Genomic DNA, 25,579 nt, shown 5'->3' on the forward strand with positions numbered 1-25,579 from the left:
ACATGCAGCATGAAAAGTCTCTTGAATTTATGCAGATCGCAATGAAATACCTGCCGGAAGCAAAGGCGGAGCTTGAGAAATCCGGCATAGATCTGTCTATGGAAATGATTCAGCCGTTTATGGACCTGTTTACATCGGTCATGGCGGAAGCGTATGAGCTTGGCAGATCTGATGCCGGGGAGCTGAATAAATAAAGAGAGCCACTTTTCATGAAGTGGCTTTTCACATGATTTTTTTCTTTATAGCGGACACCATCGGCGCGAAGTCTTTAAATACGGGCTTTAATTGATCCAGAGAGTTCATGATGGACCCCAGCTGATTCATCACGTGGTTGTAATCGATCTCTTCTTCGTTTTCAGCCTGAGGCTGCTCCGGGTTTTCTTCCGGTTCTTTATCCCGGTCTCTGGAATCGCCGAACATCATTTTGGAGAAAATATCCATAGTGAAGCCTCCTTTCGTCTTCCTTTTATTCTATGAGGAGAAGCGTCCGATAGTTTAGACGAATATATTGCCAACAGAAAAAAAATAGGGTAGAATTAGTACCTGATACTAATAATTGATCATAACTAATTAGTTTTAAATTCATTATAAAAAAGGAGTCTTTCCAATGAAAGCTGGAATTCTTGGCGTCGGCCGTTACATCCCGGAAAAAGTGCTGACAAATCATGATCTTGAACAAATGGTAGATACATCGGACGAGTGGATTCGTACGAGAACAGGTATAGAAGAAAGAAGAATCGCCGCGGAAGATATGTATTCATCCGGCATGGCCGCTGAGGCAGCGCAAAAAGCGCTTGATCAGGCCGGCATTTCCGCTGAGGAGCTTGATATGATCCTCGTGGCGACGGTTACTCCTGACCAGTCTTTCCCTACCGTTTCCTGTATGATACAAGAGAAGCTCGGGGCCAAAAAAGCGTGCGCGATGGATATCAGCGCCGCATGTGCGGGTTTTATGTACGGTATCGTAACCGCCAAACAATTCATTGAATCGCAAACATACAAACATGTCCTCGTGGTCGGCGTGGAAAAGCTCTCAAGCATTACCGACTGGGACGACCGCAATACAGCTGTGCTGTTCGGAGACGGAGCCGGAGCGGCGGTCATCGGACCGGTCAGCGACGACAGAGGCATACTGTCATTTGAGCTCGGAGCAGACGGTACAGGCGGTCAGCACTTGTACTTAGATGAAAAAGGGCATACAATCATGCATGGAAGAGAAGTATTCAAATTCGCCGTCCGGCAAATGGGTGAATCGAGTGTAAATGTCATTGAAAAAGCCGGCCTCTCCAAAGAGGACGTAGACTTTTTGATTCCGCATCAGGCAAACATCCGTATCATGGAAGCGGCACGGGAACGTTTGGAGCTTCCGGTTGAAAAGATGTCTAAAACAGTCCATAAATATGGAAACACATCCGCAGCATCCATTCCGATTTCATTAGTAGAGGAACTGGAAGCAGGCAAAATTAAAGACGGCGACGTCATCGTCATGGTCGGTTTCGGCGGAGGATTGACATGGGGCGCCATAGCAATACGCTGGGGACGATAAAAAAAGGTGAGGTGCACACAAGATGAGTAAAAAAAGAGTAGTCGTTACAGGGCTTGGAGCCCTGTCTCCGCTTGGAAACGACGCCGAAACAAGCTGGAAAAATGCAATCGGCGGCGTATCCGGAATCGGACCGATCACACGTGTGGAATCGGACGAGTATCCGGCGAAAGTAGCTGCTGAACTGAAAGATTTCAATATTGAAAATTACATGGATAAAAAAGAAGCGCGAAAAATGGACCGCTTCACGCAATACGCTGTCGTAGCCGCGAAAATGGCCGTTCAAGATGCCGGTCTGAACATCACAGACGAGATCGCGCCGAGAGTCGGCGTTTGGGTCGGGTCCGGAATCGGCGGCCTTGAAACGCTTGAATCCCAATTCGAAATCTTCCTGACTAAAGGGCCGAGAAGGGTCAGCCCGTTCTTTGTTCCGATGATGATTCCGGATATGGCGACAGGCCAAATCTCAATCGCTCTCGGAGCAAAAGGAGTCAACTCCTGTACGGTGACGGCATGTGCGACGGGAACGAACTCTATCGGTGACGCGTTTAAAGTCATTCAGCGCGGCGATGCCGATGCGATGATTACGGGCGGAACGGAAGCGCCGCTGACAAGAATGTCATTTGCGGGCTTCAGTGCAAACAAAGCCCTTTCTACAAATCCTGATCCGAAAACGGCAAGCCGCCCGTTTGATAAAAACCGTGACGGCTTTGTCATGGGAGAAGGCGCGGGGATCGTCGTGCTTGAAGAGCTTGAGCACGCGCTTGCCCGCGGTGCGAAAATCTACGGGGAAATTGTCGGCTACGGCTCAACGGGTGATGCCTACCACATTACCGCGCCTGCCCAAGACGGGGAAGGCGGTGCGAGAGCGATGCAGGAAGCAATCAAAGATGCGGGCATCAAGCCTGAAGAAATTGATTACATCAACGCTCACGGCACAAGCACGTACTACAATGATAAATACGAGACAAAAGCCATTAAGACCGTTTTCGGTGATCATGCGTACAAGCTTGCCGTCAGTTCGACAAAATCAATGACGGGTCATTTGTTAGGCGCTGCCGGAGGAATTGAAGCAATCTTCTCCGTCATGGCCATTAAAGACAGCATTATCCCGCCGACGATTAACATCGAAACACCTGATGAAGAGTGTGATTTAGATTATGTACCGGACAAAGCGCGCGAGCAGGATGTCAACGTCGTTCTCAGCAACTCGCTCGGCTTCGGCGGACATAATGCCACTTTGATCTTTAAAAAATATCAATAATACAGTTCTGACCGGCTGCCTGAAAAAGGTGGCCGGTTTTTTTGTGCGTGCATATGATAACAACAAGAGGAGGCGAACCGGTATGAGCGTCAAGCAGACATATCAATGGATGGAAAAGGCGGCATCCGTAAATGATCTGGCCCCGCATCTTTTGCCGCTTTTTTCAGGGGCCGATAAGAAAGAGTGGAAGCCGATACTCGGGATGCTGCAAAACCACGGCATGTTCCGTCATCTGAAGGACGGCGTTAGGACCAGTAAACGGCTGAAAGAAAAAGGATGCTACAGCCATATTCAAAAGGAGGAAGCCTATTTAAAGGAGAAGTGGAACGGGCCGGACGTGCCGATCGTAGTTTTGCCCGTCGATGAACGAAACCGGAAAATCCGTCAGCAATTCGGATCAAAATCCGGTCTGGCCTTTCGGGACAAAATGTTCCTCTTTCTATCGTCGGATAGTTCCAATTCAGCTGTATCCGCCCTTATGACACATGAATATAATCACGTCTGCCGGTTAGAACATGTGACAAAGGACGAAAAAGATGAGACATTTCTTGATACAATCATGATGGAGGGGCTGGCAGAATATGCTGTATATGAGCGGTTCGGCTCAAGTCTTACGGCGGAATGGACGTCCTACTATACGCCTGAGCAGCTTGATTTTCTGTTTGAAAAAAGAGTCAAGCCGAACCTCCGCTTAACGAGAGACAGCAGAATGTTTTCCCAGCTGTTATACGGAAAAGGATACTTCCCCTCAATGCTCGGCTATGCCGTCGGATTCAATATAGTAAAAAAATATTTAACCGACCATCAAAAAACAGTAAAAGAAGCATTGGCCATCCCTTCAAAAACCTTTCTGGAGGCAACGCTTTAATAGATTAAAAGAATGGAAATTATTTAAGGATATTACATTTATCCTAAAAAATTCTTGCTTTTGTAATAATGATGTAATAATATACAACTATAAAATTTTTCGACTATTCTATATTTTGTGATAGCGAAACGTATGTTTCCCTCTGCTTCAGCGGAATGAGAAAGGGGCGTATCATGAGCACACTATTAGAAGTGAATAATTTAAAGACCTATTTTTTCAGAAAGAAACAGCCGATCCCCGCAGTCGACGGGGTTGATTTTCACATTAACAAAGGCGAAACCGTCGCTCTTGTAGGAGAATCCGGCTCGGGCAAAAGCATTACCTCGCTTTCTATTATGGGACTTGTCCAAGGCTCGGGCGGAAAAATTATGGACGGCTCGATTAAGCTTGAAGGCAGAGACCTGGCCTCCTTCAACGAAAACGAATATTGCAAAATCCGCGGAAATGACGTCTCTATGATCTTTCAGGAGCCCATGACTTCCCTGAATCCGGTGCTGACTATCGGCGAACAAATTACCGAAGTGCTTGAATACCATAAAAAAATGAATAAAAAAGAAGCGTCCAAAAAAGCCGTTGAGCTTCTGGAACTCGTCGGATTCTCCAGAGCGGAACAAGTGATGAAAGAATATCCGCACCGTCTTTCCGGAGGGATGAGACAGAGGGTGATGATCGCCATCGCGCTCAGCTGCAATCCGAAGCTTCTGATCGCTGATGAGCCGACGACGGCGCTTGATGTGACGATACAAGCCCAAGTATTGGAGCTGATGAAAGACCTCTGCAAAAAATTCGATACTTCCATTCTGCTGATCACTCACGATTTAGGTGTGGTTTCCGAAGCCGCCGACAGGGTGATCGTGATGTACTGCGGACAAGTCGTAGAGAGCGCGAGTGTGGAGGACTTATTTTTAAACCCTCTTCATCCGTATACCGAAGGGCTGTTAAACTCCATACCGGTGATAGATGGAGAGATTGATACATTAAAAGCGATCAAAGGCAGTGTCCCGACACCGGATAATCTTCCGGAAGGCTGCCGATTCGCCCCGAGGTGTTCAAAAGCGATGGACAAATGCAAAACAGGGCAGCCGGAGCTGATAACGCATGAAAGCGGCCGTTCTGTAAGATGTTTTTTATATGAGGAAGAGGGTGCCCAATCAAAATGACAGCTGCAGGCCAAGAAACGATTTTAGAGCTGAAAGACGTAAAAAAATATTTCCCGATCCGCTCCGGTTTTTTTCAAAGGAAAGTCGGTGATATAAAGGCTGTTGACGGCGTTTCTTTTTCACTGAAGCGCGGGGAGACGCTCGGCATCGTCGGTGAATCAGGATGCGGCAAATCAACGGCGGGAAGGACGATGATCCGTTTATACAAGCCGACAGACGGCCGGATTCTTTTTAAGGGTCAGGATATCTCCGGCTTATCAGAAGAAAAGCTGAGAAAAAGCGTCCGCAAAAACATCCAGATGGTCTTCCAAGATCCCTTCGCATCCCTTAACCCGAGGAAAACGCTGCGTTCCATTATTAAAGAACCGTTCCAGACTCACCATATGTACAGCATGAGCGAGCGGAACGAGCGAGTGGAGGAGCTGCTGGCGAAAGTCGGCCTTCATCCGAGCTTTGCAAACCGCTATCCGCACGAATTTTCCGGGGGACAGCGCCAGCGGATCGGGATTGCGCGGGCTCTGACATTGAATCCCGAGCTGATTATTGCGGATGAACCCGTTTCCGCACTCGATGTCTCCATTCAGGCCCAAGTCATCAATCTGATGGAAGAACTGCAGGAAGAATTCAACCTGACCTATTTGTTTATTTCTCATGATTTGAGTGTTGTCCGCCATATCAGCGACAGAGTCGGCGTCATGTATCTGGGAAAAATGATGGAGCTGACCGATAAACACGAGCTGTACGGCAATCCGCTTCACCCTTATACGCAGGCGCTTTTGTCTTCAGTGCCCGTCACGAGAAAAAAAGACGCCGTCAAGCGGGAACGAATCATCCTGAAAGGAGAACTGCCAAGCCCGGCAAACCCGCCGAAAGGCTGCGTGTTCCACACGCGGTGCCCGATGGCCAAACCGATCTGCAAGGAACAAATCCCGGCATTTGAAGAAGCCGCTCCCGGCCATTACGTCGCCTGCCATTTATATGCCTGAAATGACAAGCATCGAGAGGGGGTATGCCGGATTACATAACCAGTTTGCTGCATATATATCACAAAGGGGGAATTGATATGAAATTACGTAAAAGCGCACTGATGATGCTAAGTGTTTTTATGGCGCTCGCCATCTTCCTGTCAGCCTGCTCCGGCTCAAAATCCACAAGCACCGAATCCAAACCGGCAGGAAAACCGCAAAAAGGCGGAGATTTGGTTGTCGGGTCAATCGCGGAACCCACACTTTTTAACTCGCTTTATTCTACAGATAATGCAAGTACGGATATTGAAAATATGCTGTACAGCTTTTTAACGACAACGGATGAAAAACTGAACGTGAAATTGGCGCTCGCTGAAAGCATTAAAGAATTAGACGGCGGCCTTGCATATGATGTGAAAATCAAGAAAGGCGTTAAGTTTCATGACGGGAAAGAACTGACTGCAGATGACGTCGTATTTACGTACAGTGTCCCTTTAAGCAAAGATTACAAGGGAGAACGCGGCTCAACATATGAAATGCTGAAATCCGTAGAGAAAAAAGGCGATTACGAAGTATTGTTCAAGCTGAAATATAAAGACGGTAATTTTTACAATAATGCGTTAGACAGCACAGCCATTCTGCCGAAGCACATTCTCGGTAATGTTCCGATTGCTGATTTAGAAGAAAACGAATTTAACAGAAAGAAACCGATCGGTTCAGGACCATTTAAGTTTAAAGAATGGAAGCAGGGTCAATATATTAAGCTCGAAGCGAATGATGATTACTCTGAAGGAAGACCGTATTTAGATACTGTGACGTATAAAGTCATTCCTGACGCAAATGCTGCCGTTGCTCAGCTGCAGGCAGGCGATATTAATTTCTTTAATGTGCCCGCCACTGACTACAAAACAGCTGAAAAATTTAATAATCTGAAAGTCGTTACTGATTTGGCATTAAGTTACGTGTACATCGGGTGGAATGAAAAAAATGAATTATTTAAAGATAAAAAGGTCCGTCAGGCGCTGACAACCGCTCTTGACCGCGAGTCAATCGTCAGCCAAGTATTAGACGGAGACGGCAAGGTAGCCTACATTCCGGAATCCCCTTTATCTTGGAACTATCCTAAAGATATAGAAGTTCCGAAATTTGCGTACAACGAGAAAAAAGCGAAACAGATGCTTGCAGAAGCCGGATGGAAAGATACGAACGGTGACGGCATCCTGGATAAAGACGGAAAGAAATTCTCGTTTACGCTTAAAACGAACCAAGGTAACAAAGTCCGTGAAGACATCGCTGTTGTCGTTCAGGAACAGCTGAAAAAAATCGGAATTGAAGTGAAGACCCAAATCGTTGAATGGAGCGCTCTCGTTGAACAAATGAATCCTCCGAATTGGGATTTTGATGCAATGGTCATGGCATGGAGTTTATCCACATTCCCGGATCAGTATGACACTTTCCATTCAAGTCAGATTAAAAAGGGCTTAAACTTCGTTTGGTATAAAAATGCCGAAGCGGATAAGCTCATGAAAGATGCAAAATCAATCAGTGACAGAAAGCAGTATTCAAAAGAATATGAGCAGATTTATCAAAAAATTGCGGAAGATCAGCCGTATACGTTCTTGTATTACCCTAACAACCATATGGCAATGCCGCAAAATCTTGAAGGATACAAATACCATCCGAAACGTGATTTATATAATATCGAAAAATGGTGGCTTGCAAAATAATTATCCCTTAAAGGGGAGGGAGAGCGTGTTCTCCCTCTTCTGTTTTTAATAAGGAAAGTAAAGGGGACAAGTATATGGCTGCATATATTATCAGAAGAACCTTAATGTCTATCCCGATTTTATTGGGAATTACGATTTTATCATTTGTTATTATGAAAGCCGCGCCCGGAGATCCGATGACATTAATGATGGACCCGAAAATCAGCCAGGCTGACAGAGAGCAGTTTATTGAAAAATACGGTCTGAATGATCCTCAGTACGTTCAATATTTAAAGTGGCTCGGCAACATGGTGCAGGGGGATTTCGGAACGTCAATTGTCAGAAAAGGAACGCCTGTTTCAGAATTGATTATGGCCCGAATGCCCAATACGCTGCTGCTGATGCTCGTTTCAACGATTTTGGCTCTTATGATTTCTATTCCGTTCGGTGTCCTGTCGGCAAAGCGGCCTTATTCAAAGCTCGACTATGGCATTACGTTTACCTCATTTATAGGTCTGGCCATTCCAAACTTTTGGTTTGGATTAATTTTGATTATGATTTTATCAGTAAATCTTGGCTGGTTTCCGACCGGCGGTGTCGAGACGCTGAATGCCGATTTCAATATATTTGACCGGATTCATCATTTAATTCTGCCTGCATTCGTATTAGCTACAGCTGACATGGCCGGACTGACGAGATATACGAGATCCAATATGCTTGATGTATTAAATCAGGATTATATCCGTACAGCGAGAGCGAAAGGGTTCAAGGAGAACCGTGTATTATTTAAACATGGATTGAGAAATGCATTATTACCCGTCATTACAATTTTCGGTTTGATGATTCCTTCGTTTATCGGAGGATCTGTCGTTGTCGAACAAATTTTCACATGGCCGGGGTTAGGAAAGCTGTTTGTTGATTCAGCGTTTCAGCGTGATTATCCCGTCATTATGGCGATGACCGTCATTTCAGCTGTTCTTGTGGTCATTGGCAACCTTGTCGCTGATATTTTATACGCAGTGGTTGATCCGAGAATTGAATATTAAAAGGGGGGACATCGATGGCTGAGCTGAACACATCTCCGTCACCGGAGATCGGGCTGAAAGAAAATATTGCTGAAAAACCGGAAACCATGACAAAAATCTTTTGGGAAAAGTTTTCGAAAAATAAACTGGCGGTTGCAGGTGCTGTTATTCTGTTCGTGATTATTATGTCAGCGATTTTTGCGCCGGTGATTGCTCCTTATTCTCAAGAGCAGCAAAGCCTGCTTGATAAATTTAAAGCGCCGGGTCTTGAACATTTGATGGGGACGGATAAATTCGGGCGTGACATCTTCAGCCGGATTCTGTACGGCGCGCGAATCTCTTTACTAGTCGGATTTGCCTCTGTTGTCGGCTCTATTTTTATCGGGACGATTTTAGGAGCGGTAGCGGGCTATTTTAAAGGTTTCGCAGATGCTGTTATTATGCGGTTAGTGGATATTGTTCTTTCCATTCCTGATATTTTCTTATTGATTACGCTTGTTACAATCTTTAAGCCAGGCGTGGACAAATTAATTTTAATTTTCTGCCTGACAGGCTGGACGACAACCGCGCGTTTGGTCAGGGGGGAATTTTTATCCTTGCGATCAAGAGAATATGTGTTAGCCGCTAAAACAATCGGAACAAAAACACATAAAATTATTTTTTCACATATCCTGCCCAATGCGCTGGGACCGATTATTGTGTCAGCCACTTTAAAAGTCGGATCGGTTATTCTGGCCGAATCGGCGCTAAGTTATCTCGGTTTCGGGATTCAGCCGCCGATCGCAAGCTGGGGCAATATGCTTCAGGATGCACAGAACTTTACGATTATGATTCAGGCTTGGTGGTACCCGTTATTTCCGGGACTGTTCATTCTTCTTACCGTATTGTGCTTCAACTTTGTCGGAGACGGGCTGCGTGATGCGCTTGATCCGAAAAATGTGAAATGATCTCCCGGACGGAACGGGAGATTTTTTTGTTGCAATGCAGTCAGAAATCCAGTTCCGTATTGCGGAAATCTCATATCGAAATGGAATAATTTATCTATCCCTTGCCTATACTGTGGACAACAGTTTTTATAAAGTGAGGGGTCGAATATGTTATTTCTTCATGATGTATGGGTCAATTGGTTTGAAGGGGAAGAGAACGGCTACAATGTATGCCATTTTCACGAATGGCGGAAGGAAGACACGGTTGAGCTTTTGGATCAGACGCCGCTGCTCAGAGTGCCGTCGGTATTATTTCATTACATAGAAAACGACTTATCAGAGCTTCCGAAAGAACTGCTTGACCAAGTCCACCAAAAGTCATACGTGCGAAAAAATCATGAGCGGACAAAGCTGGAGTATTGTTTTGTCGTGACAGACGGGATCGGCATCATTGCCGTGGATACGATCGGATATACCATTCCGGTCAGAAAGAGCCGCCTGATTCCGAGACAGGAGCAGCTTGTTTATGAAATGGTAAAGGATGTAGAACCGGAATCGTTTCAATTTGAGCCGGCGCAATTGGAGTCTTCAAAGGAATATCACATTTTGTCATTGGCGCCGGAGCATGTCAGAGGGCTGACGAGAAAAGAGCGGCAGATCAAGCAGCTGATGTTTATGGCGCTCGACCAGCTGAAAGGGCTGAAAAACCGTGCGGAAATTGTGTATTGGTACACGGAATGGAATCCGCATATGTATGAGCAGATCAAACGGATGAGCTTTGAAGAGATTTGGGACATGCTTTACAATGAAACAATTGAAGGCTGGTCAGATAAACATCTTGCGTTCTGTGAAAATTTGATTAAAGGGCAGCCGTTTTTCGAAAAGCTTTGGGAAATGGAGCAGGAATCAAAAGTGAACTAAAAAAGAGGCGGGATTCTCCCGCCTCTTTTCTTTATCTTCTTTTCCGTCCGAGACCCATGGCGTTTTCCATTTTTTTCACCATTTTGCCGGCCGTTTTGTTTGCGCGCGCCGCTCCTTCGTCGAGAATGCGGTCAAGCTCGTCGCTCTCAATTAATTCACGGTAGCGTTCTTGGATCGGTGTCAATGCGCCGATAACGACTTCGGCTAAATCGCTTTTGAATTCACCGTACCCTTTGCCTTCATATTTAGCCTCTAAATCTTCAATTGATGTGTTTCCTAAAATAGAATAGATCGTCAAAAGATTAGAAACGCCCGGTTTGTTTTCTTTATCATACTTTACAATGCCTTCAGAATCAGTCACGGCGCTCTTGATTTTCTTTTCGAGCTGCTTCGGCTCATCAAGCAGCGTGATGTATGCCTTTTGGTTCGGATCTGATTTGCTCATTTTTTTGAGCGGATCAGCCAGTGACATGATGCGCGCGCCTGATTCAGGAATTTTCACCTCAGGAATCGTGAAGATGTCATTATATTTTTTATTGAAGCGTTCCGCCAGGTTGCGGGTCAGTTCAAGGTGCTGTTTTTGGTCTTCTCCGACCGGAACAAGATCCGTTCCGTACAGTAAAATATCGCCGGCCATCAGCGGCGGATAGGTTAACAGTCCTGACACGACGGCTTCTTTGCCCTTTGACTTATCCTTAAATTGCGTCATCCGCTCAAGCTCGCCGATATATGCGACGCATTGGAGCATCCACCCCGCCTGGGCATGAGCGGGAACCTCCGACTGGATAAAGAGGGTCGCTTTCTCAGGATCAAGTCCGACGGCCACGTAAAGGGCCGCGAGATTGCGGATGTTCTTCCGCAGTTCAAGCCGATCCTGCGGAACCGTAATCGCATGCTGATCGACAATGCAGAAGTAGCCGTTGTAGTCATGCTGCAAATCGACAAATTGCTTCATTGCGCCGATATAGTTGCCGAGGGTAACGGAACCGCTCGGCTGAATGCCTGAAAAAATCGTTTTCTTCATATTTCTTACCTCATTTCTTAAAACATAATAAAAAAAGCCCATTCTTCCCGTAGAAAAAAGGGACGAATGAACCGTGGTGCCACCCTGATTATTCCATTACAATGGAATCGCTCGAGACGTTGGTAACGGAGGCTGCTCCGGCTGGGCCTACTAACGTTCGGTCAGCTGCTCAGAAGTCCATTCCACATCGCCCGTTACCTGCTCCCAGCACCGCAGACTCTCTTCAAACGGATGAAAATGTGTACTACTCTTCATCATCGCAATCACAACAAATGTATTTGATTGATCTATTATAAATCAATTATAGCCAAATGTCATCAGAGGAATACAAGATTATTTCCAGTTTGCTAAAGGGCTGAAAATCCTCAAAAAGAACTGAAAATGCTTAAATGATAACGTATATCAACATTTCGTATAACGAATATTATATGTAAAAAGCAATATGAACTGGAAATTGCAATAAAAAAATTTAGTTAGGTCATGCTTTAAACTATAGAAGTGTATCACCTTTTTGACAGAAAAACTGACCAAATTTAAATATTTTAAATTGAGAAAATAGTATTGCAATAAATTATTCATTTCATTATAATGAACTTGTTCACTCTATTGTTACAGCTTCTTTACATAAAATAATCAGAAAAGACGGAACACAATTAAAGTTTAGAAAAATATTAAGTTATTTTGTCTGATATTTCTGAGTATTTAGTAGTAAAGGCTGAAAAATTGATTAGGGGGTTAGTGCATGAAAAAGCGTTGGTCTATTGTAGGTTTGATGCTTATCTTCTCGCTTATATTAAGTGCGTGCGGCGGATTCAGCGGCGGATCAGGCGGCGGTAAAAAAGACACCAAAGGACAGACTACACTTAATATCAATATTAAAACCGAGCCGTTTTCACTGCATCCGGGATTAGCGAATGATTCCGTTTCAGGAGGCGTAATCCGCCAGATTTATGAAGGCTTGACACGTGTAAACTCTAAAGGTGAGCCTGAAGAAGGAATGGCATCAAAAATTGAAACAAGCAAAGACGGAAAGACCTATACATTTACGATTCGTGACGATGCGAAATGGTCTAACGGCGACCCCGTGACGGCGCAGGATTTTGAATATGCATGGAAATGGGCGCTTGACCCGAACAACGAATCACAATACGCTTATCAGCTCTACTACATCAAAGGCGCTGAAGCTGCCAATACAGGAAAAGGCAAGATTGATGATGTAGGCGTAAAAGCCGTAAATGACAAAACATTAAAGGTTGAACTGAATAACCCGACACCTTATTTCACGCAATTAACTTCATTCTATACGTATATGCCGGTCAACAAGAAAATTGCTGAAAAACATAAAAACTGGAACACAAACGCAGGCGAAAATTACGTGTCAAACGGCCCGTTCAAAATGACGGCCTGGAAACACAGCGGTTCCATCACGCTCGAAAAGAACGATCAATATTGGGATAAAGACGCTGTGAAATTGAAGAAAATCAACATGGTGATGATTATCAATAACAACACCGAACTGAAAAAATTCCAAGCGGGTGAGCTTGACTGGGCAGGGATGCCGCTCGGCCAGCTTCCGACTGAATCATTGCCGGCATTGAAAAAAGACGGATCGCTTCACGTTGAACCGATCGCAGGCGTGTATTGGTACAAATTCAACACAGAAGTGAAACCGCTGAACAATGTGAACATCCGTAAAGCCCTTGCTTATGCGATCGACCGCTCGTCCATCGTGAAAAATGTGACGCAGGGTGAACAAATCCCGGCCATGGCTGCAGTGCCGCCGTCAATGAAGGGATTCGAGGATAACAAAAAAGGTTATTTCAAAGACAATGACGTCAAATCAGCTAAAGAATTCTTGGATAAAGGACTGAAGGAATTAGGCGTCAAGAATGCCTCTGACCTCCCGGCGATCAAACTGTCCTTCAATACGGACGATGCGCATGCGAAAATGGCTCAGGCCGTACAGGAAATGTGGAAAAAGAACTTGGGCGTCAAAGTTGAGCTTGATAACTCCGAATGGAATGTGTACATCGACAAGCTGCACAGCCAGGATTACCAAATCGCGCGTATGGGCTGGCTCGCAGATTTCAACGATGCGATCAACTTCCTTGAAATGTTCCGAGATAAAGAAGGCGGAAACAATGATACGGGATGGGAAGATCCTGAGTTTAAAAAGCTGCTGAACCAATCTCAGCTTGAAACGGATCCGGATAAACGTATCGAAGAGCTGAAAAAAGCAGAAAAGATCTTTATTGACGCAATGCCGGTCGCGCCAGTTTATTTCTATACAGATCCTTGGGTACAGGATAAAAACCTCAAAAATGTGATCTTGACAGGAACAGGCGAAGTTTACTTCAGAAACGCTTCTTTTGAATAAAAGACGGTTCTGAAAACAAAAGACCCAAGGTATATGGGGAGGATGTCCCCATATACCTTTCTTACTGATTACGTATAAAATTGTAAAAAACATGGAGGTGTTCACCTTGCTGAAATATATCGGTAAACGATTCATTTACATGATCATCACATTGTTTGTGATTGTGACCGCCACATTCTTCTTAATGCAGGCAGCGCCGGGCGGACCATTTTCCGGCGAAAGAAAGCTGCCGCCTGAAATTGAGGCAAACTTAAACGAACACTATGGCCTGGACAAGCCTCTTTTCGTTCAATATGTCAGCTACTTAAAATCTGTGGCGATGTGGGACTTCGGACCTTCTTTTAAATATAAAGGCCAAAGTGTTAATGATTTAATCAATTCAGGCTTCCCCGTCTCATTCACTCTCGGTGCAGAAGCTATTCTCCTCGCTTTAGCGTTCGGTGTGCTTTTCGGGGTGCTTGCTGCCCTGTACCATAATAAATGGCAGGATTATACCATTGCGATTTTAACGATCTTTGGGATCTCAGTTCCGAGCTTTATATTGGCGACGATTTTGCAATATATTTTCTCAATTAAATTAGAACTGTTCCCGGTCGCAGGGTGGGAATCCTGGGCATACACCTTTCTGCCCTCTATTGCGCTCGCTTCCATGCCGATGGCGTTCATTGCCAGACTCTCCCGTTCAAGCATGATTGAAGTGTTAAACAGCGATTACATACGGACTGCAAAAGCTAAAGGACTTTCCCGTCCGTCAGTCACCGTGCGCCATGCGCTTCGAAACGCGCTTTTGCCGGTCGTGACATATATGGGGCCGATGGCGGCATCCATTTTAACGGGAAGTTTCATCATTGAATCCATTTTCGGAATTCCCGGTTTAGGCGCGCATTTTGTAAACAGCATTACAAACCGTGATTATACGGTCATTATGGGAGTTACCGTGTTCTTCAGCGTGCTCCTGCTTTTATGCGTATTAATTGTAGACGTGCTGTACGGATTAATCGATCCGAGAATCAAGCTTTCTAAAGCAAAGAAAGGAGCCTAGACCATGCAGAACATTCCTAAAAATATGTTTGAACCAGCTTCAGCTAATGCCGGCGATGCCGAAAAAATAAATAAAAAAAGCCTTTCCCTTTGGAAAGACGCCATGCTCCGCTTCCGCAGCAATAAGCTTGCGATGGTCGGGTTCGTACTGATCGTTCTTATTATTCTGATGGCGATTTTTGCGCCTGTCTTTTCAAGGTATGATTATGCGACTACCAATCTATTAAATGCGGATAAAGCGCCGTCGAAAGATCATTGGTTCGGCACGGATGACCTTGGAAGGGATATATTCGTCCGGACATGGGTGGGCGCGCGGATTTCTATCTTTATCGGTGTCGCAGCTGCCGTGCTTGATTTATTAATCGGCGTAATCTGGGGCAGCATTTCCGGATTCCGCGGCGGACGCACAGATGAAGTGATGATGCGCATCGCCGACATTCTGTGGGCTGTTCCTTCATTATTAATGGTTATTTTGCTGATGGTTGTCCTGCCGAAAGGATTGCTCACCATTATCGTCGCCATGACAATCACGGGCTGGATCAATATGGCGAGAATCGTCCGCGGACAGGTGCTGCAATTAAAGAATCAGGAGTATGTGCTTGCTTCACAGACACTCGGTGCCAAAACCGGCCGGCTTTTGTTTAAACATATCGTCCCGAACGCGATGGGATCTATCCTCGTAACGATGACACTGACGGTTCCGACGGCGATTTTTACAGAAGCGTTTTTAAGTTATTTGGGCCTCGGCGTACCTGCGCCGCTTGCGAGCTGGGGAACGATGGCCTCAGACGGATTGCCTGCATTAACCTATTACCCTTGGCGTCTGTTCTTCCCTGCCGGCTTTATCTGCCTGGCGATGTTCGGCTTTAACGTTGTCGGCGACGGGTTAAGAGACGCGCTGGATCCTAAGTTACGCAAATAAGGAGTGATATGAGTGACACGTTTGCTAGAAGTAAAAGACTTAGCCATTTCATTTAAAACATACGGCGGAGAGGTACAGGCAATCCGCGGCGTGAATTTCCATTTGAATAAAGGAGAGACGCTTGCGATCGTGGGGGAGTCGGGTTCCGGAAAAAGTGTGACCTCCCAAGCGATTATGAAGCTGATCCCGATGCCGCCGGGCTACTTTAAAAGAGGACAGATTCTTTTTGACGGACGCGATATCGTGCCGATGTCTGAAAAAGAAATGCAGGCCATCAGAGGAAAGGACATCGGAATGATTTTCCAAGACCCGATGACCTCTCTGAACCCGACGATGAGAGTCGGCAAACAAATTACGGAAGTGCTTTTCAAACATGAAAAAATCTCAAGTGAAGCGGCGAAAAAGCGCGCCATAGAGCTGCTTGATCTCGTCGGGATTCCGATGCCCGAAAAACGGATCGGCCAATTCCCCCATGAATTTTCAGGCGGGATGAGACAGCGTGTCGTCATCGCGATGGCGCTTGCGGCAAATCCGAAACTGTTAATTGCCGATGAACCGACAACAGCGCTTGATGTGACGATTCAGGCACAGATCCTTGAGCTGATGAAAGATCTGCAAAAGAAAATTGATACGTCTATCATTTTTATCACGCATGATCTTGGCGTTGTCGCCAATGTCGCCGACCGGGTCGCCGTCATGTACGCAGGTCAGGTCGTCGAATCGGGCACGGTGGATGAAATCTTTTATGATCCGCGCCATCCGTATACGTGGGGGCTGCTTGCCTCAATGCCTAGCCTGGACAGCACCGATCAGGAAAAACTGACGGCCATCCCGGGCACGCCGCCTGATCTGACGAATCCTCCGAAAGGGGATGCATTTGCGCTCCGCAGCTCATATGCGATGAAAATTGACTTTGAACAGGAACCGCCGATGTATAAAGTGTCTGATACGCATTTTGTGAAATCGTGGCTTCTGCATCCTGATGCGCCTAAGGTCGAGCCCCCTGAAGCGGTGAAGGCTAAAATCCGTCAGCTTCCGAATACGTATCAGCATCCTGTTTTAATGAAGGAAGGTGAAAAAAATGACTGAGAAACTTCTCGAAATCAAACATTTAAAACAGCATTTTTTCACGCAGAAAGGAACGGTAAAAGCCGTAGATGATTTGTCATTTGATATTTATAAAGGCGAAACGCTCGGCCTTGTCGGAGAATCGGGCTGCGGTAAATCAACGACGGGCCGCAGTATTATCCGGCTGTATGAGGCAACCGGCGGGGAAGTTCTCTTTAACGGGGAAAATGTCCACGGGAAAAAATCCCGCAAGAAGCTGCTGGAATTTAACCGGAAAATGCAGATGATTTTCCAGGATCCGTACGCATCTTTAAATCCGAGAATGACAGTCGCCGACATTATTGCCGAGGGAATAGATATTCACCGCCTGGCAAAAACGAAAAAAGAGCGGATGCAGCGGGTTCACGAACTGCTGGAAACGGTCGGTTTAAATAAAGAGCACGCCAACCGCTACCCGCATGAATTTTCGGGCGGACAGCGCCAGCGTATCGGAATCGCCAGAGCGCTGGCGGTTGATCCGGAGTTTATTATCGCGGACGAACCGATTTCGGCGCTTGATGTCTCCATTCAGGCGCAAGTCGTCAATTTAATGAAAGAATTGCAGAAAGAAAAAGGGCTCACTTACCTGTTTATCGCCCATGATTTATCAATGGTCAAATACATCAGCGACCGCATCGGCGTCATGTATTTCGGAAAATTGGTGGAGCTTGCGCCGGCGGATGAGCTTTACGAAAACCCGCTTCATCCATATACGAAATCATTGCTGTCCGCTATCCCGCTCCCTGATCCGGACTATGAAAGAAATCGCATGCGAAAGAAATACGATCCGGCAGTTCATCAGCTCCAAGAAGGAGAAAAAATGGAATTCAGAGAAGTGAAACCGGGACATTTTGTCATGTGCACAGAAGCTGAATTTAAAACCTATCTATAAAAGTATCATCCTCCAAGACTCAGTCTTGGAGGATTTTTTTGCGCACATTCAAGTTTATTAAGCCTGCTCCCGTTTTTCTATAATGGAAAAAAAGGGGGAGATCAGTATGAAAACCATTTTGTGCGCCATTTGTGCGGGACTGTTTATCAGTGCAGCCGCATATCCGGCCCACGCCGCTGCGAAAGAGGAGCAGCCGCTTGTAAAAATAGCGCTGGCTGAAAAAGAACTGCCGAAATCAAATGCACGGTTCGCTTATCCGTCAGGGCTGCATTTTACACATCCTGATAAGGTGCGGGGCATTTACGTCACAGGGCATTCGGCGGGAGGAAGCAAATTCGGGGAGCTGACAGACTTTGTGGACAAAACGGAGCTCAATACAATGGTGATTGATGTCAAGGACGACAACGGAAACCTCACCTTTAAGCCGGACGGCCATTCTGAGTATGCCAAAATCGCCAAGCCGTACATCAAAGATCCAAAAAAGATGATGAAAAAGCTGGAGGAAAAAAAGATCTATCCGATCGCGCGTATTGTCGTATTTAAAGACAGCGAACTTGCGAACGAAAAGCCGGAATGGTCTTTTAAAGAAAAAAACGGAAGTGTCTGGAAAAACGGCCGCGGCGAATCGTTCGTTAATCCGTTTATGAAAGAAGTATGGGATTACAATGTAAAGATTGCAAAACAAGCCGTAAAGATGGGGTTTCAAGAAATTCAGTTTGATTATGTCCGTTTTCCTGAAGGATTTGAAAAACGTGATGACGAACTGACATACGGACACGGAGATTACGGGAAAACAGCAGACAGCAATGTGCAAAAACGCGTTCACGCCGTCACCGATTTTGTCGGTTATGCGAAGAAAAAACTCAAGCCGTACGGCGCGGATGTGTCGGTTGATATTTTCGGCTATTCTGCCACGCTGCCGGAAGCGCCGGGGATCGGCCAGAATTTCAGCAAGATTTCAGAACAGGTCGATGTCATTTCATCCATGATTTATCCGAGCCATTGGACAAGCTATTTCGGCATTGATAAACCGGATCTTGAGCCTTACAATGTCGTCAAAGAATACGCGAAGGTGGAAAATAAAAAACTGTCTAAGCTGAAACACCCGCCTGTATCGCGTCCGTGGCTTCAGGACTTCACGGCATCATATCTCGGCAGCGGAAATTATCAAAAGTACGGAAAACGCCAGGTAGAAGACCAGGTTAAAGCGCTGCATGATGAAGGAATTGACGAATTTTTATTGTGGGACGCGGCAAACCGTTATACCAAAAACGTCGATTACACACCATTTTAAAAAAATTGAAACCATGTTAAAGGATCACACGTCTTAATAGATGTAAGATTGTTTAAACAATCGGAAATGGGGTATATCTAAAAGTGTGAAGACAACGAACCCATAAGGAGCAAATGAATGAACTGGTACGAAAAGCTGAGTGAATATTTTCCGATTGAAGAAATGAAATCAAAAGCGCATATGGAAGCTCTGTTAAAGGAGCAAAGCGATGTTTATCATAAAGAAGAGGGGCAGTACCACGTGCTGATGTATGCGGAATTTGACTCTTTCATCTTTATTGATTACCTGTTTGTGTCAAAGAAATCCAGAGGACAAGGCCTCGGAAGCAAGCTGATCGGCAGGCTGAAAAAGAAAAACAAGCCGATTCTGCTTGAGGTGGAGCCTGTTGACGAGGATGACACGGATACACAGAAACGCTTGCGTTTTTATCAAAGAGAGCATTTCAAGCACGCGCAGTCAATCGGGTATCGGCGCCGGTCATTGGCTACGAATGAAGTGAACAAAATGGAGATTCTGTACTGGTCACCTAAGACGGAATCAGAAGAAGAAATGTTTGAAGCGATGAAACAGACATATGAAAACATTCACACTTATAAAGATGAAAAATGGTACGGAGAATCATACGAAAAAACGGATGAAGTTCTCAAAGTCATTGATGAGAAAAAACGAAAAAACATTTTCGATCAGCTGAGCTAATTGAGAATGGGGAAAAATCCGCCAGCCGTAAATTTGCCGGATTGACACATTTTTTTCTCAGGAGACTGTTCACACTTACTTTTTTATAGTATAATACCTATAAAGATTCCTTTTTTAAAGTCATTTCAATTTGAGAATACAAACATGTTCATCCTACTAATTAGAGGAGTGAAGATTAATGGTTACATTATACACATCACCTAGCTGTACGTCATGCAGAAAAGCAAGAGCTTGGCTTGAAGAGCACGAGATTCCGTTTGTAGAGAGAAACATTTTCTCCGAGCCGTTATCAATTGATGAGATCAAGCAGATTCTGCGTATGACTGAAGACGGTACGGATGAAATTATCTCTACCCGTTCTAAAGTATTCCAGAAACTGAACGTAAATGTTGAATCTATGCCGCTTCAAGACTTATATACTTTGATCAATGAGCATCCGGGACTGCTCCGCCGTCCGATCATCATTGATGAAAAACGTCTGCAAGTCGGCTATAACGAAGATGAAATCAGACGATTCCTGCCAAGAAAAGTGCGTTCTTTCCAATTAAGAGAAGCACAGCGTCTTGCCAACTGATATAAGTTACGATAAGCATGGAAAAAGCCCAAAACCATCGCGGTTTGGGCTTTTTTATTTTTCAGTCTGCTGGTAAATCATACTGGCGAGGATAACAAATACGACGGTCAAAATCGGCAGCATCATTTGTATAATGCCGTGTTCTGCCATGAAAAATGACAGCTTGCTGTCTCCGGCAATCATTTCACCGCCGGTAAATGCGAGAAGACCGCTCCCGGCGTACATCAATAAAGGCATTTTGTCCATGGCGGCATGAACGAGCTTGCTGCCCCAAATGATAATCGGCACCGAGATGAAGAGGCCGATCACTACAAGTGTCAGCTCACCGTGAGAAGCGCCGGCTACTGCGATGACATTGTCAAGCGACATAAAGATATCAGCCAGAACGATTGTGCGGATGGCTTTCCAAAGAGAAGAACTGCTTTTCACATGCTGCGCATCTTTCTTCTCAATCAGAAGCTGATAGCCGAGATACAATAAAAATACCCCGCCTGCGCATTGTAAAAAAGGAACATTCAATAAATAGACCGCAGCGCTCGTCAGAACGATTCTCAAGACGACTGCGATAAACGTTCCGAAGATGATCGCTTGCTGTCTTTGTTTATGAGCCAGATTCCGGCTGGCCATCGCGATGACGACGGCATTGTCACCGCCGAGAATAAGGTCAATCCCGATAATAAGCAGAAGGGACAGCAGGTAATCGTGCGGCATGATAACACCTCGCTTATAGATCGATTGCTTGTACAGCTAATATATGAAGCAGTGTGCTATTTATGATGGGAACCGGGAGAAAGCCTGTTTTTCGGTGTGAAAATGCTTTTTTATTTCTTTTATAACTGTTTTATCATAAAATAGAAATATAAAGAATTTGCGCTGTCCTCTATAAGGTTAAGATGTGGACGGAATGGGTAAAGTGTAGTAAAGTACTATTCATCGGGAGCTTAGATGTCCCTTCAACATCTTATAAAGAAGGGAAGGTTGGCAAAATGGAAATAGAAAGAATTAATGAGCATACTGTAAAATTTTATATGTCTTATGGTGATATTGAAGATCGCGGTTTTGACAGAGAAGAAATCTGGTACAATCGCGAGCGCAGTGAAGAACTGTTCTGGGAAGTCATGGATGAAGTGCATGATGAAGAAGAATTCGCTGTCGAGGGTCCTCTTTGGATTCAGGTTCAGGCATTGGACAAAGGACTGGAAATAATCGTAACAAAAGCCCAGCTTTCCAAGGACGGACAAAAACTCGAACTGCCGATCCCGGAAGATAAAAAACAAGAGCCGGCAGATGAAAATCTCGATGCTTTACTTGATGATTTCCAGAAAGAAGAGCAGGCCGAGAGCCGGGAAGATAAGGAGCAAAAGCTTCAGTTCACTTTGCGGTTCGATGATTTTGAGGATCTCATCTCGCTATCAAAATTGAATCTTAACGGAATCAAAACGACCCTGTATTCGTTTGAAGACCGATATTATTTATATGCAGATTTTTATGAGCAAACTGATGAAGAGGTTGAAAATCAGCTAAGCATCCTGTTGGAGTACGCGCACGAATCATCAGTCAGCATTCACCGTCTTGAAGAATACGGCAAATTGGTGATCGCTGATCATGCGTTATATACAATAAAAAAACACTTTGCATCATAACAAACCGATTTCTCTCAGCAGAAATCGGTTTTTTTTGTTCTGAATGACACGATGAACGGCTGAAAACCGTATAACGGCTCTCATCCGCAAACAGGATTATATCTTCTTCCTGCTGAATACAACAAGATTCAGGAAAGGAGAAGATGCAACATGTTCAGTGCTGTGACTGCCGACGGAAGGCTCATTCAGCTGGCCGGAAGCTATTCAAAGGAAAAAGCGGCGGAGCTGAGAAAGAAACGCTGGTTCTGCCCCGTTTGCGAAAGTGAGCTTGATATCAAACTGGGACGGGAGAAACTGCCGCACTTCGCTCATAAAAAAAGCAGGCTGTGTCCGGGGGAATCCGAACCTGAAAGCGAATACCATCTGGAAGGAAAAAGACAGCTTTTTCTCTGGCTAAAGACACAAGGGTGCAGCGTCAGCCTGGAACCGTATCTGACTTCCGCTGGACAGCGGCCTGACTTGACGGCAGTAAGCGGAGAAGAGAGGCTGGCTTTTGAATTTCAATGTGCGAACCTTTCGGCGGACTCTTTAAAGAGCCGGACGGCAGGCCTGAAAAACGCCGGGTACCGGCCGGTCTGGATCATCGGGGCAAAACGGTTAAAACGGATAGCCGCGCAATTTTTCCGGCTTTCTGCTTTTCACTGGCAGTTCTTTGAAGTCCATTCATTTTCCTCCTTACTGTTTTACTGCCCCGACGCCCGCTCCTTTTACAGGCTGCATTCCATCACTCCGTTTTACACCGGCTATTCTTATGCCGGCTTAACCGCAATCCCTCTTCACAAAGCAAACCTGAAAGACATTTGTCATCCCGAGGGGCCGCACAGCGTCAGACTTCCCTCGTGGGGACGTGCCGTAGCCGGCTTCCGCAACAAAAGCGGGCGGTTTTTATCTGAAGATGCCGGTCTTATCCGGCGTCTTTTTTACGAAAGACATCAGGTTGCATTTCCATTTCTCCCCTCTGAAGTGTTTATTCCCGTTTCAGCGGGCTTTGTGTTTGCAAGTCCCGTTTTTGTGTGGCAGGGCCATTTATACTTGCGGCTTGCGGAACTTTCTAAAAAAGGCGCGCCGATCCGATTATCCAGCATGGTTCATGATTTACGGCAAAAAATCAGGGGTAAGGAGATCCGGATGAGGTATGGTTCACAAGACAGCCTTATCGGAATGGCGGTAAAACAATATGCTGATTTCTTATGCTTGCAGGATTTTTTAAGGGAAATTGAGAATGAAGTATATATGCCCTCATCTCAACGGAAGCGCCCTCAAACGGCAGAAGAGCTGCGCCGGCGGGATATGCTCTTTTTTGGGGAATGAGAATGCTTCATTTCGTTCACCCTAACGTCAAGGTGGTGGCGAATGTGAGGGGCGTACAAGCATTTTGTTTTCGTTTTTTCACTGTATTATTGGTATGCTCGGTCTTATATGCCGCATATGATTTGACAAAAGGCAGTGAAAAGCCGGAAGATAATCACAACACAAGTTTTTGGAGAAACAATCGTTTTTTCAATTGGCTTGAAGTAAAGAAAACGAGGGGGATCACCATGACTGAGGAAAATAAAGCAGCACAGCTGCCTGACAGAAGTGAAGTAAAGGCAGAGCATACATGGAGACTAGAGGATATTTTTCCTAGTGATGAGGCCTGGAATAAAGAATTTCAAGCAGTTAAAGAATTAATCCCGAATTTATCTTCTTTTAAAGGCACGCTTGCTCATTCGGCTGATAATTTATACGCGGCGCTTACGGCACAGGATGAAGTGACGAACCGCCTTGGGAAACTTTATGCATACGCGCATATGCGCTCAGACCAGGATACGGGAAATTCTTTCTACCAAGGGCTGAACGACAAAGCCGCAAGCCTGTATTCCCAGGCTGCCAGCGCGACTGCTTACATTGAACCGGAAATTCTGGCGATTCAGGAGGACAAGCTGCACCAGTTCATTCTGGAAAAAGAAGAGCTTAAGCTTTACTCCCATGCAATTGAAGAAATTACAAAACAGCGTCCGCACGTGCTGAGCGAACAAGAAGAGGCCCTGCTTGCGGAAGCCTCAGAAGCGCTGTCGTCGCCTTCCAATACATTCAGTGTTTTAAATAACGCCGATATTACGTTTCCGTCGATTAAAGATGAAAACGGCAAGGAAACTCAAATCACACACGGCAACTTTATTAATTTCCTGGAAAGCAGCAATCGTGAAGTCCGCAAAAACGCATTTGAAGCCGTATATAAAACATACGGACAGTATAAAAACACGATGGCGACTACACTCAGCGGCACTGTGAAAAAAGATAATTTTTACGCCCGTGTGAAAAAATATAAATCAGCACGGGAAGCGGCTTTATCCAATAACAGCATCCCTGAAGAAGTTTACGATAACCTGATTAAAACGATCAATAAACATCTTCCGTTATTACACCGTTACATTGACCTGCGGAAAAAGGTTCTCGGCCTTGATGAAGTCCATATTTATGACCTTTACACACCCCTTGTAAAAGATTCGGGAATGAAGGTCACATATGAGGAAGCGAAAGATTATATGCTCAAAGGACTTGCTCCGCTGGGCGAGGAATACGCGTCTATTTTAAAAGAAGGACTTGAAAACCGCTGGGTCGATGTATACGAAAACAAAGGAAAACGCAGCGGTGCTTATTCGTCCGGTACATACGGCACGAATCCGTACATCTTGATGAACTGGCATGACAATGTCAATAATCTGTTTACGCTCGTTCACGAGTTCGGCCATTCCGTGCACAGCTACTATACGAGAAAATATCAGCCGTATCCATACGGTAACTACAGCATTTTTGTCGCTGAAGTCGCTTCAACGACTAATGAAGCGCTGCTCGGTGAATATATGCTGAACAGCTTAAAGGATGAAAAACAGCGTCTGTACCTGCTCAACCATATGCTTGAAGGATTCAGAGGCACAGTGTTCAGACAGACGATGTTCGCTGAATTTGAGCATCTGATTCATACGAAAGCGCAGGAAGGCGAGCCGCTGACGCCTGAACTGCTGAACGAACTTTATTATGATCTGAATAAAAAGTATTTCGGTGACAACATGGTGATTGATAAAGAAATCAGTCTGGAATGGTCAAGAATTCCGCACTTCTATTACAATTATTATGTGTATCAATATGCGACAGGCTACAGTGCGGCCCAAGCGCTGAGCAGCCAGATCTTAAAAGAAGGCCAGCCTGCGGTGGAGCGCTATACCGAATTCTTAAAAGCGGGAAGCTCGGAATATCCGATTGACATACTGAAAAAAGCGGGAGTCGATATGACATCGCCTGAACCGATCGAGGCGGCCTGCAAAATGTTTGAAGAGAAACTGAATGAAATGGAAGAGCTTCTTTCGAAAGTGAACCCTTCGTAATTCAAAAAAGCCTGTGCATATGATGCGCAGGCTTTTTAAAACCCTTTAAACGTTTTTCTGTGGTTCAGCCGGTACAAGGCAAACAATATGGACAGAAACAGCAGGGGAGATGTAATGTAAATCGGCAGCATGTGCATCATGGCCAGCAGATTTAAAAAGAAGAAAAACACAATCATTCCGATGATCAATACGGTGCGGAGCATTGATTTCCCTCCTTGTTTTTCATTGATATATTCTATGAAAACAAGCAGTCAGTTATGTTT

General features: G+C 45.2%; 25 protein-coding genes and 1 other annotated feature. Of the genes, 21 read left to right on the plus strand and 4 right to left on the minus strand.

Translation table 11 applies throughout. The annotated features are described in order from the left end of the window. Positions 1-2: 2 nt before the first annotated feature. Positions 3-194: a ComZ family protein gene (locus J6600_RS05685; RefSeq protein WP_003155061.1), complete on the plus strand. Its 192-nt coding sequence runs from the start codon at positions 3-5 to the stop codon at positions 192-194. A gap of 28 nt (positions 195-222) precedes the next feature. On the opposite strand, the gene J6600_RS05690 is transcribed toward J6600_RS05685, so the two are convergent. Beyond that, positions 223-441: a hypothetical protein gene (locus J6600_RS05690; protein ID WP_007409123.1), complete on the minus strand. Its 219-nt coding sequence runs from the start codon at positions 439-441 to the stop codon at positions 223-225. Positions 442-607: 166 nt separating this feature from the next. On the opposite strand from J6600_RS05690, the gene J6600_RS05695 reads away from it, so the two are divergent. From J6600_RS05695 to J6600_RS05735, 9 genes are all read left to right on the plus strand, one after another. Then, positions 608-1,546 carry a beta-ketoacyl-ACP synthase III gene (locus tag J6600_RS05695; protein WP_007409122.1) on the plus strand — a complete coding sequence of 313 codons (939 nt, stop codon included), beginning with the start codon at positions 608-610 and terminating at the stop codon, positions 1,544-1,546. 22 nt (positions 1,547-1,568) lie between these two features. Beyond that, a complete protein-coding gene (gene fabF, locus J6600_RS05700; protein ID WP_021494977.1) occupies positions 1,569-2,807 on the plus strand; it encodes a beta-ketoacyl-ACP synthase II in 1,239 nt (412 codons plus the stop codon). An 82-nt stretch (positions 2,808-2,889) separates the two neighbouring features. Further along, positions 2,890-3,675 (plus strand): DUF2268 domain-containing putative Zn-dependent protease, encoded by a 786-nt coding sequence (locus J6600_RS05705; RefSeq protein ID WP_209388094.1) that lies wholly within the window; start codon positions 2,890-2,892, stop codon positions 3,673-3,675. Positions 3,676-3,848: 173 nt separating this feature from the next. Further along, positions 3,849-4,835: an ABC transporter ATP-binding protein gene (locus tag J6600_RS05710; RefSeq protein ID WP_209388095.1), complete on the plus strand. Its 987-nt coding sequence runs from the start codon at positions 3,849-3,851 to the stop codon at positions 4,833-4,835. After that, positions 4,832-5,821: an ABC transporter ATP-binding protein gene (locus J6600_RS05715; protein WP_007610590.1), complete on the plus strand. Its 990-nt coding sequence runs from the start codon at positions 4,832-4,834 to the stop codon at positions 5,819-5,821. Before J6600_RS05710 ends, J6600_RS05715 begins: the two co-directional genes overlap by 4 nt. A gap of 77 nt (positions 5,822-5,898) precedes the next feature. Next, positions 5,899-7,527: a peptide-binding protein gene (locus J6600_RS05720; protein WP_209388096.1), complete on the plus strand. Its 1,629-nt coding sequence runs from the start codon at positions 5,899-5,901 to the stop codon at positions 7,525-7,527. Positions 7,528-7,601: 74 nt separating this feature from the next. Continuing rightward, positions 7,602-8,552, plus strand: a complete 951-nt coding sequence (gene appB / locus J6600_RS05725) for an oligopeptide ABC transporter permease AppB (RefSeq protein WP_007610596.1) — start codon at positions 7,602-7,604, stop codon at positions 8,550-8,552. 14 nt (positions 8,553-8,566) lie between these two features. After that, positions 8,567-9,478: an oligopeptide ABC transporter permease gene (gene opp4C, locus J6600_RS05730; protein ID WP_072177127.1), complete on the plus strand. Its 912-nt coding sequence runs from the start codon at positions 8,567-8,569 to the stop codon at positions 9,476-9,478. Between the two features lie 147 nt (positions 9,479-9,625). Beyond that, positions 9,626-10,378 (plus strand): YjbA family protein, encoded by a 753-nt coding sequence (locus J6600_RS05735; RefSeq protein WP_007409116.1) that lies wholly within the window; start codon positions 9,626-9,628, stop codon positions 10,376-10,378. Between the two features lie 31 nt (positions 10,379-10,409). Here J6600_RS05735 and trpS read toward each other — a convergent pair whose 3' ends face one another. Next, on the minus strand, positions 10,410-11,402 hold the full coding sequence (gene trpS / locus J6600_RS05740; protein WP_014417415.1) for a tryptophan--tRNA ligase: 993 nt from the start codon (positions 11,400-11,402) through the stop codon (positions 10,410-10,412). 55 nt (positions 11,403-11,457) lie between these two features. After that, positions 11,458-11,669, minus strand: a binding site (T-box leader). A gap of 475 nt (positions 11,670-12,144) precedes the next feature. Here trpS and J6600_RS05745 point away from each other — a divergent pair. The 8 genes from J6600_RS05745 to spx all read left to right on the plus strand — a co-directional run bounded on the left by J6600_RS05745 (position 12,145) and on the right by spx (position 20,305). Then, a complete protein-coding gene (locus J6600_RS05745; RefSeq protein ID WP_209388097.1) occupies positions 12,145-13,779 on the plus strand; it encodes a peptide ABC transporter substrate-binding protein in 1,635 nt (544 codons plus the stop codon). Positions 13,780-13,885: 106 nt separating this feature from the next. Beyond that, positions 13,886-14,821, plus strand: a complete 936-nt coding sequence (locus J6600_RS05750; protein ID WP_003155043.1) for an ABC transporter permease — start codon at positions 13,886-13,888, stop codon at positions 14,819-14,821. A gap of 3 nt (positions 14,822-14,824) precedes the next feature. Then, positions 14,825-15,742 carry an oligopeptide ABC transporter permease OppC gene (oppC, locus tag J6600_RS05755; RefSeq protein WP_007409113.1) on the plus strand — a complete coding sequence of 306 codons (918 nt, stop codon included), beginning with the start codon at positions 14,825-14,827 and terminating at the stop codon, positions 15,740-15,742. A 12-nt stretch (positions 15,743-15,754) separates the two neighbouring features. Then, entirely contained in the window at positions 15,755-16,831 is a 1,077-nt protein-coding gene (locus J6600_RS05760; RefSeq protein WP_003155039.1) for an ABC transporter ATP-binding protein, read from the plus strand. Continuing rightward, positions 16,824-17,741: an oligopeptide ABC transporter ATP-binding protein OppF gene (gene oppF, locus J6600_RS05765; protein WP_017417453.1), complete on the plus strand. Its 918-nt coding sequence runs from the start codon at positions 16,824-16,826 to the stop codon at positions 17,739-17,741. The genes J6600_RS05760 and oppF overlap by 8 nt, the downstream gene beginning before the upstream one ends. Positions 17,742-17,847: 106 nt before the next feature. Then, positions 17,848-19,035 (plus strand): putative glycoside hydrolase, encoded by a 1,188-nt coding sequence (locus tag J6600_RS05770; RefSeq protein ID WP_121984166.1) that lies wholly within the window; start codon positions 17,848-17,850, stop codon positions 19,033-19,035. Positions 19,036-19,152: 117 nt separating this feature from the next. Continuing rightward, positions 19,153-19,731: a GNAT family N-acetyltransferase gene (locus tag J6600_RS05775; protein ID WP_007409110.1), complete on the plus strand. Its 579-nt coding sequence runs from the start codon at positions 19,153-19,155 to the stop codon at positions 19,729-19,731. 178 nt (positions 19,732-19,909) lie between these two features. After that, positions 19,910-20,305, plus strand: a complete 396-nt coding sequence (gene spx, locus J6600_RS05780) for a transcriptional regulator Spx (RefSeq protein ID WP_003155034.1) — start codon at positions 19,910-19,912, stop codon at positions 20,303-20,305. Positions 20,306-20,359: 54 nt separating this feature from the next. On the opposite strand, the gene J6600_RS05785 is transcribed toward spx, so the two are convergent. Next, entirely contained in the window at positions 20,360-21,016 is a 657-nt protein-coding gene (locus J6600_RS05785; RefSeq protein WP_014417421.1) for a TerC family protein, read from the minus strand. A gap of 275 nt (positions 21,017-21,291) precedes the next feature. Here J6600_RS05785 and mecA point away from each other — a divergent pair, with 275 nt between their 5' ends. From mecA to pepF, 3 genes are all read left to right on the plus strand, one after another. Continuing rightward, positions 21,292-21,948, plus strand: a complete 657-nt coding sequence (mecA, locus tag J6600_RS05790) for an adaptor protein MecA (protein ID WP_003155032.1) — start codon at positions 21,292-21,294, stop codon at positions 21,946-21,948. Between the two features lie 150 nt (positions 21,949-22,098). Then, positions 22,099-23,259 carry a competence protein CoiA family protein gene (locus J6600_RS05795; RefSeq protein WP_209388098.1) on the plus strand — a complete coding sequence of 387 codons (1,161 nt, stop codon included), beginning with the start codon at positions 22,099-22,101 and terminating at the stop codon, positions 23,257-23,259. A gap of 227 nt (positions 23,260-23,486) precedes the next feature. Then, positions 23,487-25,316, plus strand: a complete 1,830-nt coding sequence (pepF, locus tag J6600_RS05800; RefSeq protein WP_103527241.1) for an oligoendopeptidase F — start codon at positions 23,487-23,489, stop codon at positions 25,314-25,316. Positions 25,317-25,351: 35 nt separating this feature from the next. Here the strand turns inward: pepF and J6600_RS05805 are convergent, their stop codons facing one another. After that, positions 25,352-25,519 (minus strand): hypothetical protein, encoded by a 168-nt coding sequence (locus tag J6600_RS05805; protein ID WP_003155026.1) that lies wholly within the window; start codon positions 25,517-25,519, stop codon positions 25,352-25,354. Positions 25,520-25,579 lie beyond the last annotated feature (60 nt).

It is taken from the genome of Bacillus sp. LJBV19 (assembly GCF_017797845.1).
Lineage (GTDB): Bacteria > Bacillota > Bacilli > Bacillales > Bacillaceae > Bacillus > Bacillus velezensis.

What these genes read in the sequence shown, in the direction of transcription:
- J6600_RS05735 (WP_007409116.1), top strand. Translation starts at nt 9,626, where the DNA reads ATGTTATTTCTTCATGATGTATGGGTCAATTGGTTTGAAGGGGAAGAG.
- spx (WP_003155034.1), top strand. Translation starts at nt 19,910, where the DNA reads ATGGTTACATTATACACATCACCTAGCTGTACGTCATGCAGAAAAGCA.
- J6600_RS05770 (WP_121984166.1), top strand. Translation starts at nt 17,848, where the DNA reads ATGAAAACCATTTTGTGCGCCATTTGTGCGGGACTGTTTATCAGTGCA.
- J6600_RS05785 (WP_014417421.1), bottom strand. Translation starts at nt 21,016, where the DNA reads ATGCCGCACGATTACCTGCTGTCCCTTCTGCTTATTATCGGGATTGAC.
- J6600_RS05720 (WP_209388096.1), top strand. Translation starts at nt 5,899, where the DNA reads ATGAAATTACGTAAAAGCGCACTGATGATGCTAAGTGTTTTTATGGCG.
- J6600_RS05795 (WP_209388098.1), top strand. Translation starts at nt 22,099, where the DNA reads ATGTTCAGTGCTGTGACTGCCGACGGAAGGCTCATTCAGCTGGCCGGA.
- J6600_RS05695 (WP_007409122.1), top strand. Translation starts at nt 608, where the DNA reads ATGAAAGCTGGAATTCTTGGCGTCGGCCGTTACATCCCGGAAAAAGTG.
- J6600_RS05690 (WP_007409123.1), bottom strand. Translation starts at nt 441, where the DNA reads ATGGATATTTTCTCCAAAATGATGTTCGGCGATTCCAGAGACCGGGAT.
- oppF (WP_017417453.1), top strand. Translation starts at nt 16,824, where the DNA reads ATGACTGAGAAACTTCTCGAAATCAAACATTTAAAACAGCATTTTTTC.
- J6600_RS05745 (WP_209388097.1), top strand. Translation starts at nt 12,145, where the DNA reads ATGAAAAAGCGTTGGTCTATTGTAGGTTTGATGCTTATCTTCTCGCTT.
- J6600_RS05710 (WP_209388095.1), top strand. Translation starts at nt 3,849, where the DNA reads ATGAGCACACTATTAGAAGTGAATAATTTAAAGACCTATTTTTTCAGA.
- J6600_RS05775 (WP_007409110.1), top strand. Translation starts at nt 19,153, where the DNA reads ATGAACTGGTACGAAAAGCTGAGTGAATATTTTCCGATTGAAGAAATG.
- J6600_RS05805 (WP_003155026.1), bottom strand. Translation starts at nt 25,519, where the DNA reads ATGCTCCGCACCGTATTGATCATCGGAATGATTGTGTTTTTCTTCTTT.
- trpS (WP_014417415.1), bottom strand. Translation starts at nt 11,402, where the DNA reads ATGAAGAAAACGATTTTTTCAGGCATTCAGCCGAGCGGTTCCGTTACC.
- appB (WP_007610596.1), top strand. Translation starts at nt 7,602, where the DNA reads ATGGCTGCATATATTATCAGAAGAACCTTAATGTCTATCCCGATTTTA.
- J6600_RS05705 (WP_209388094.1), top strand. Translation starts at nt 2,890, where the DNA reads ATGAGCGTCAAGCAGACATATCAATGGATGGAAAAGGCGGCATCCGTA.
- mecA (WP_003155032.1), top strand. Translation starts at nt 21,292, where the DNA reads ATGGAAATAGAAAGAATTAATGAGCATACTGTAAAATTTTATATGTCT.
- J6600_RS05715 (WP_007610590.1), top strand. Translation starts at nt 4,832, where the DNA reads ATGACAGCTGCAGGCCAAGAAACGATTTTAGAGCTGAAAGACGTAAAA.
- oppC (WP_007409113.1), top strand. Translation starts at nt 14,825, where the DNA reads ATGCAGAACATTCCTAAAAATATGTTTGAACCAGCTTCAGCTAATGCC.
- fabF (WP_021494977.1), top strand. Translation starts at nt 1,569, where the DNA reads ATGAGTAAAAAAAGAGTAGTCGTTACAGGGCTTGGAGCCCTGTCTCCG.
- opp4C (WP_072177127.1), top strand. Translation starts at nt 8,567, where the DNA reads ATGGCTGAGCTGAACACATCTCCGTCACCGGAGATCGGGCTGAAAGAA.
- J6600_RS05685 (WP_003155061.1), top strand. Translation starts at nt 3, where the DNA reads ATGCAGCATGAAAAGTCTCTTGAATTTATGCAGATCGCAATGAAATAC.
- pepF (WP_103527241.1), top strand. Translation starts at nt 23,487, where the DNA reads ATGACTGAGGAAAATAAAGCAGCACAGCTGCCTGACAGAAGTGAAGTA.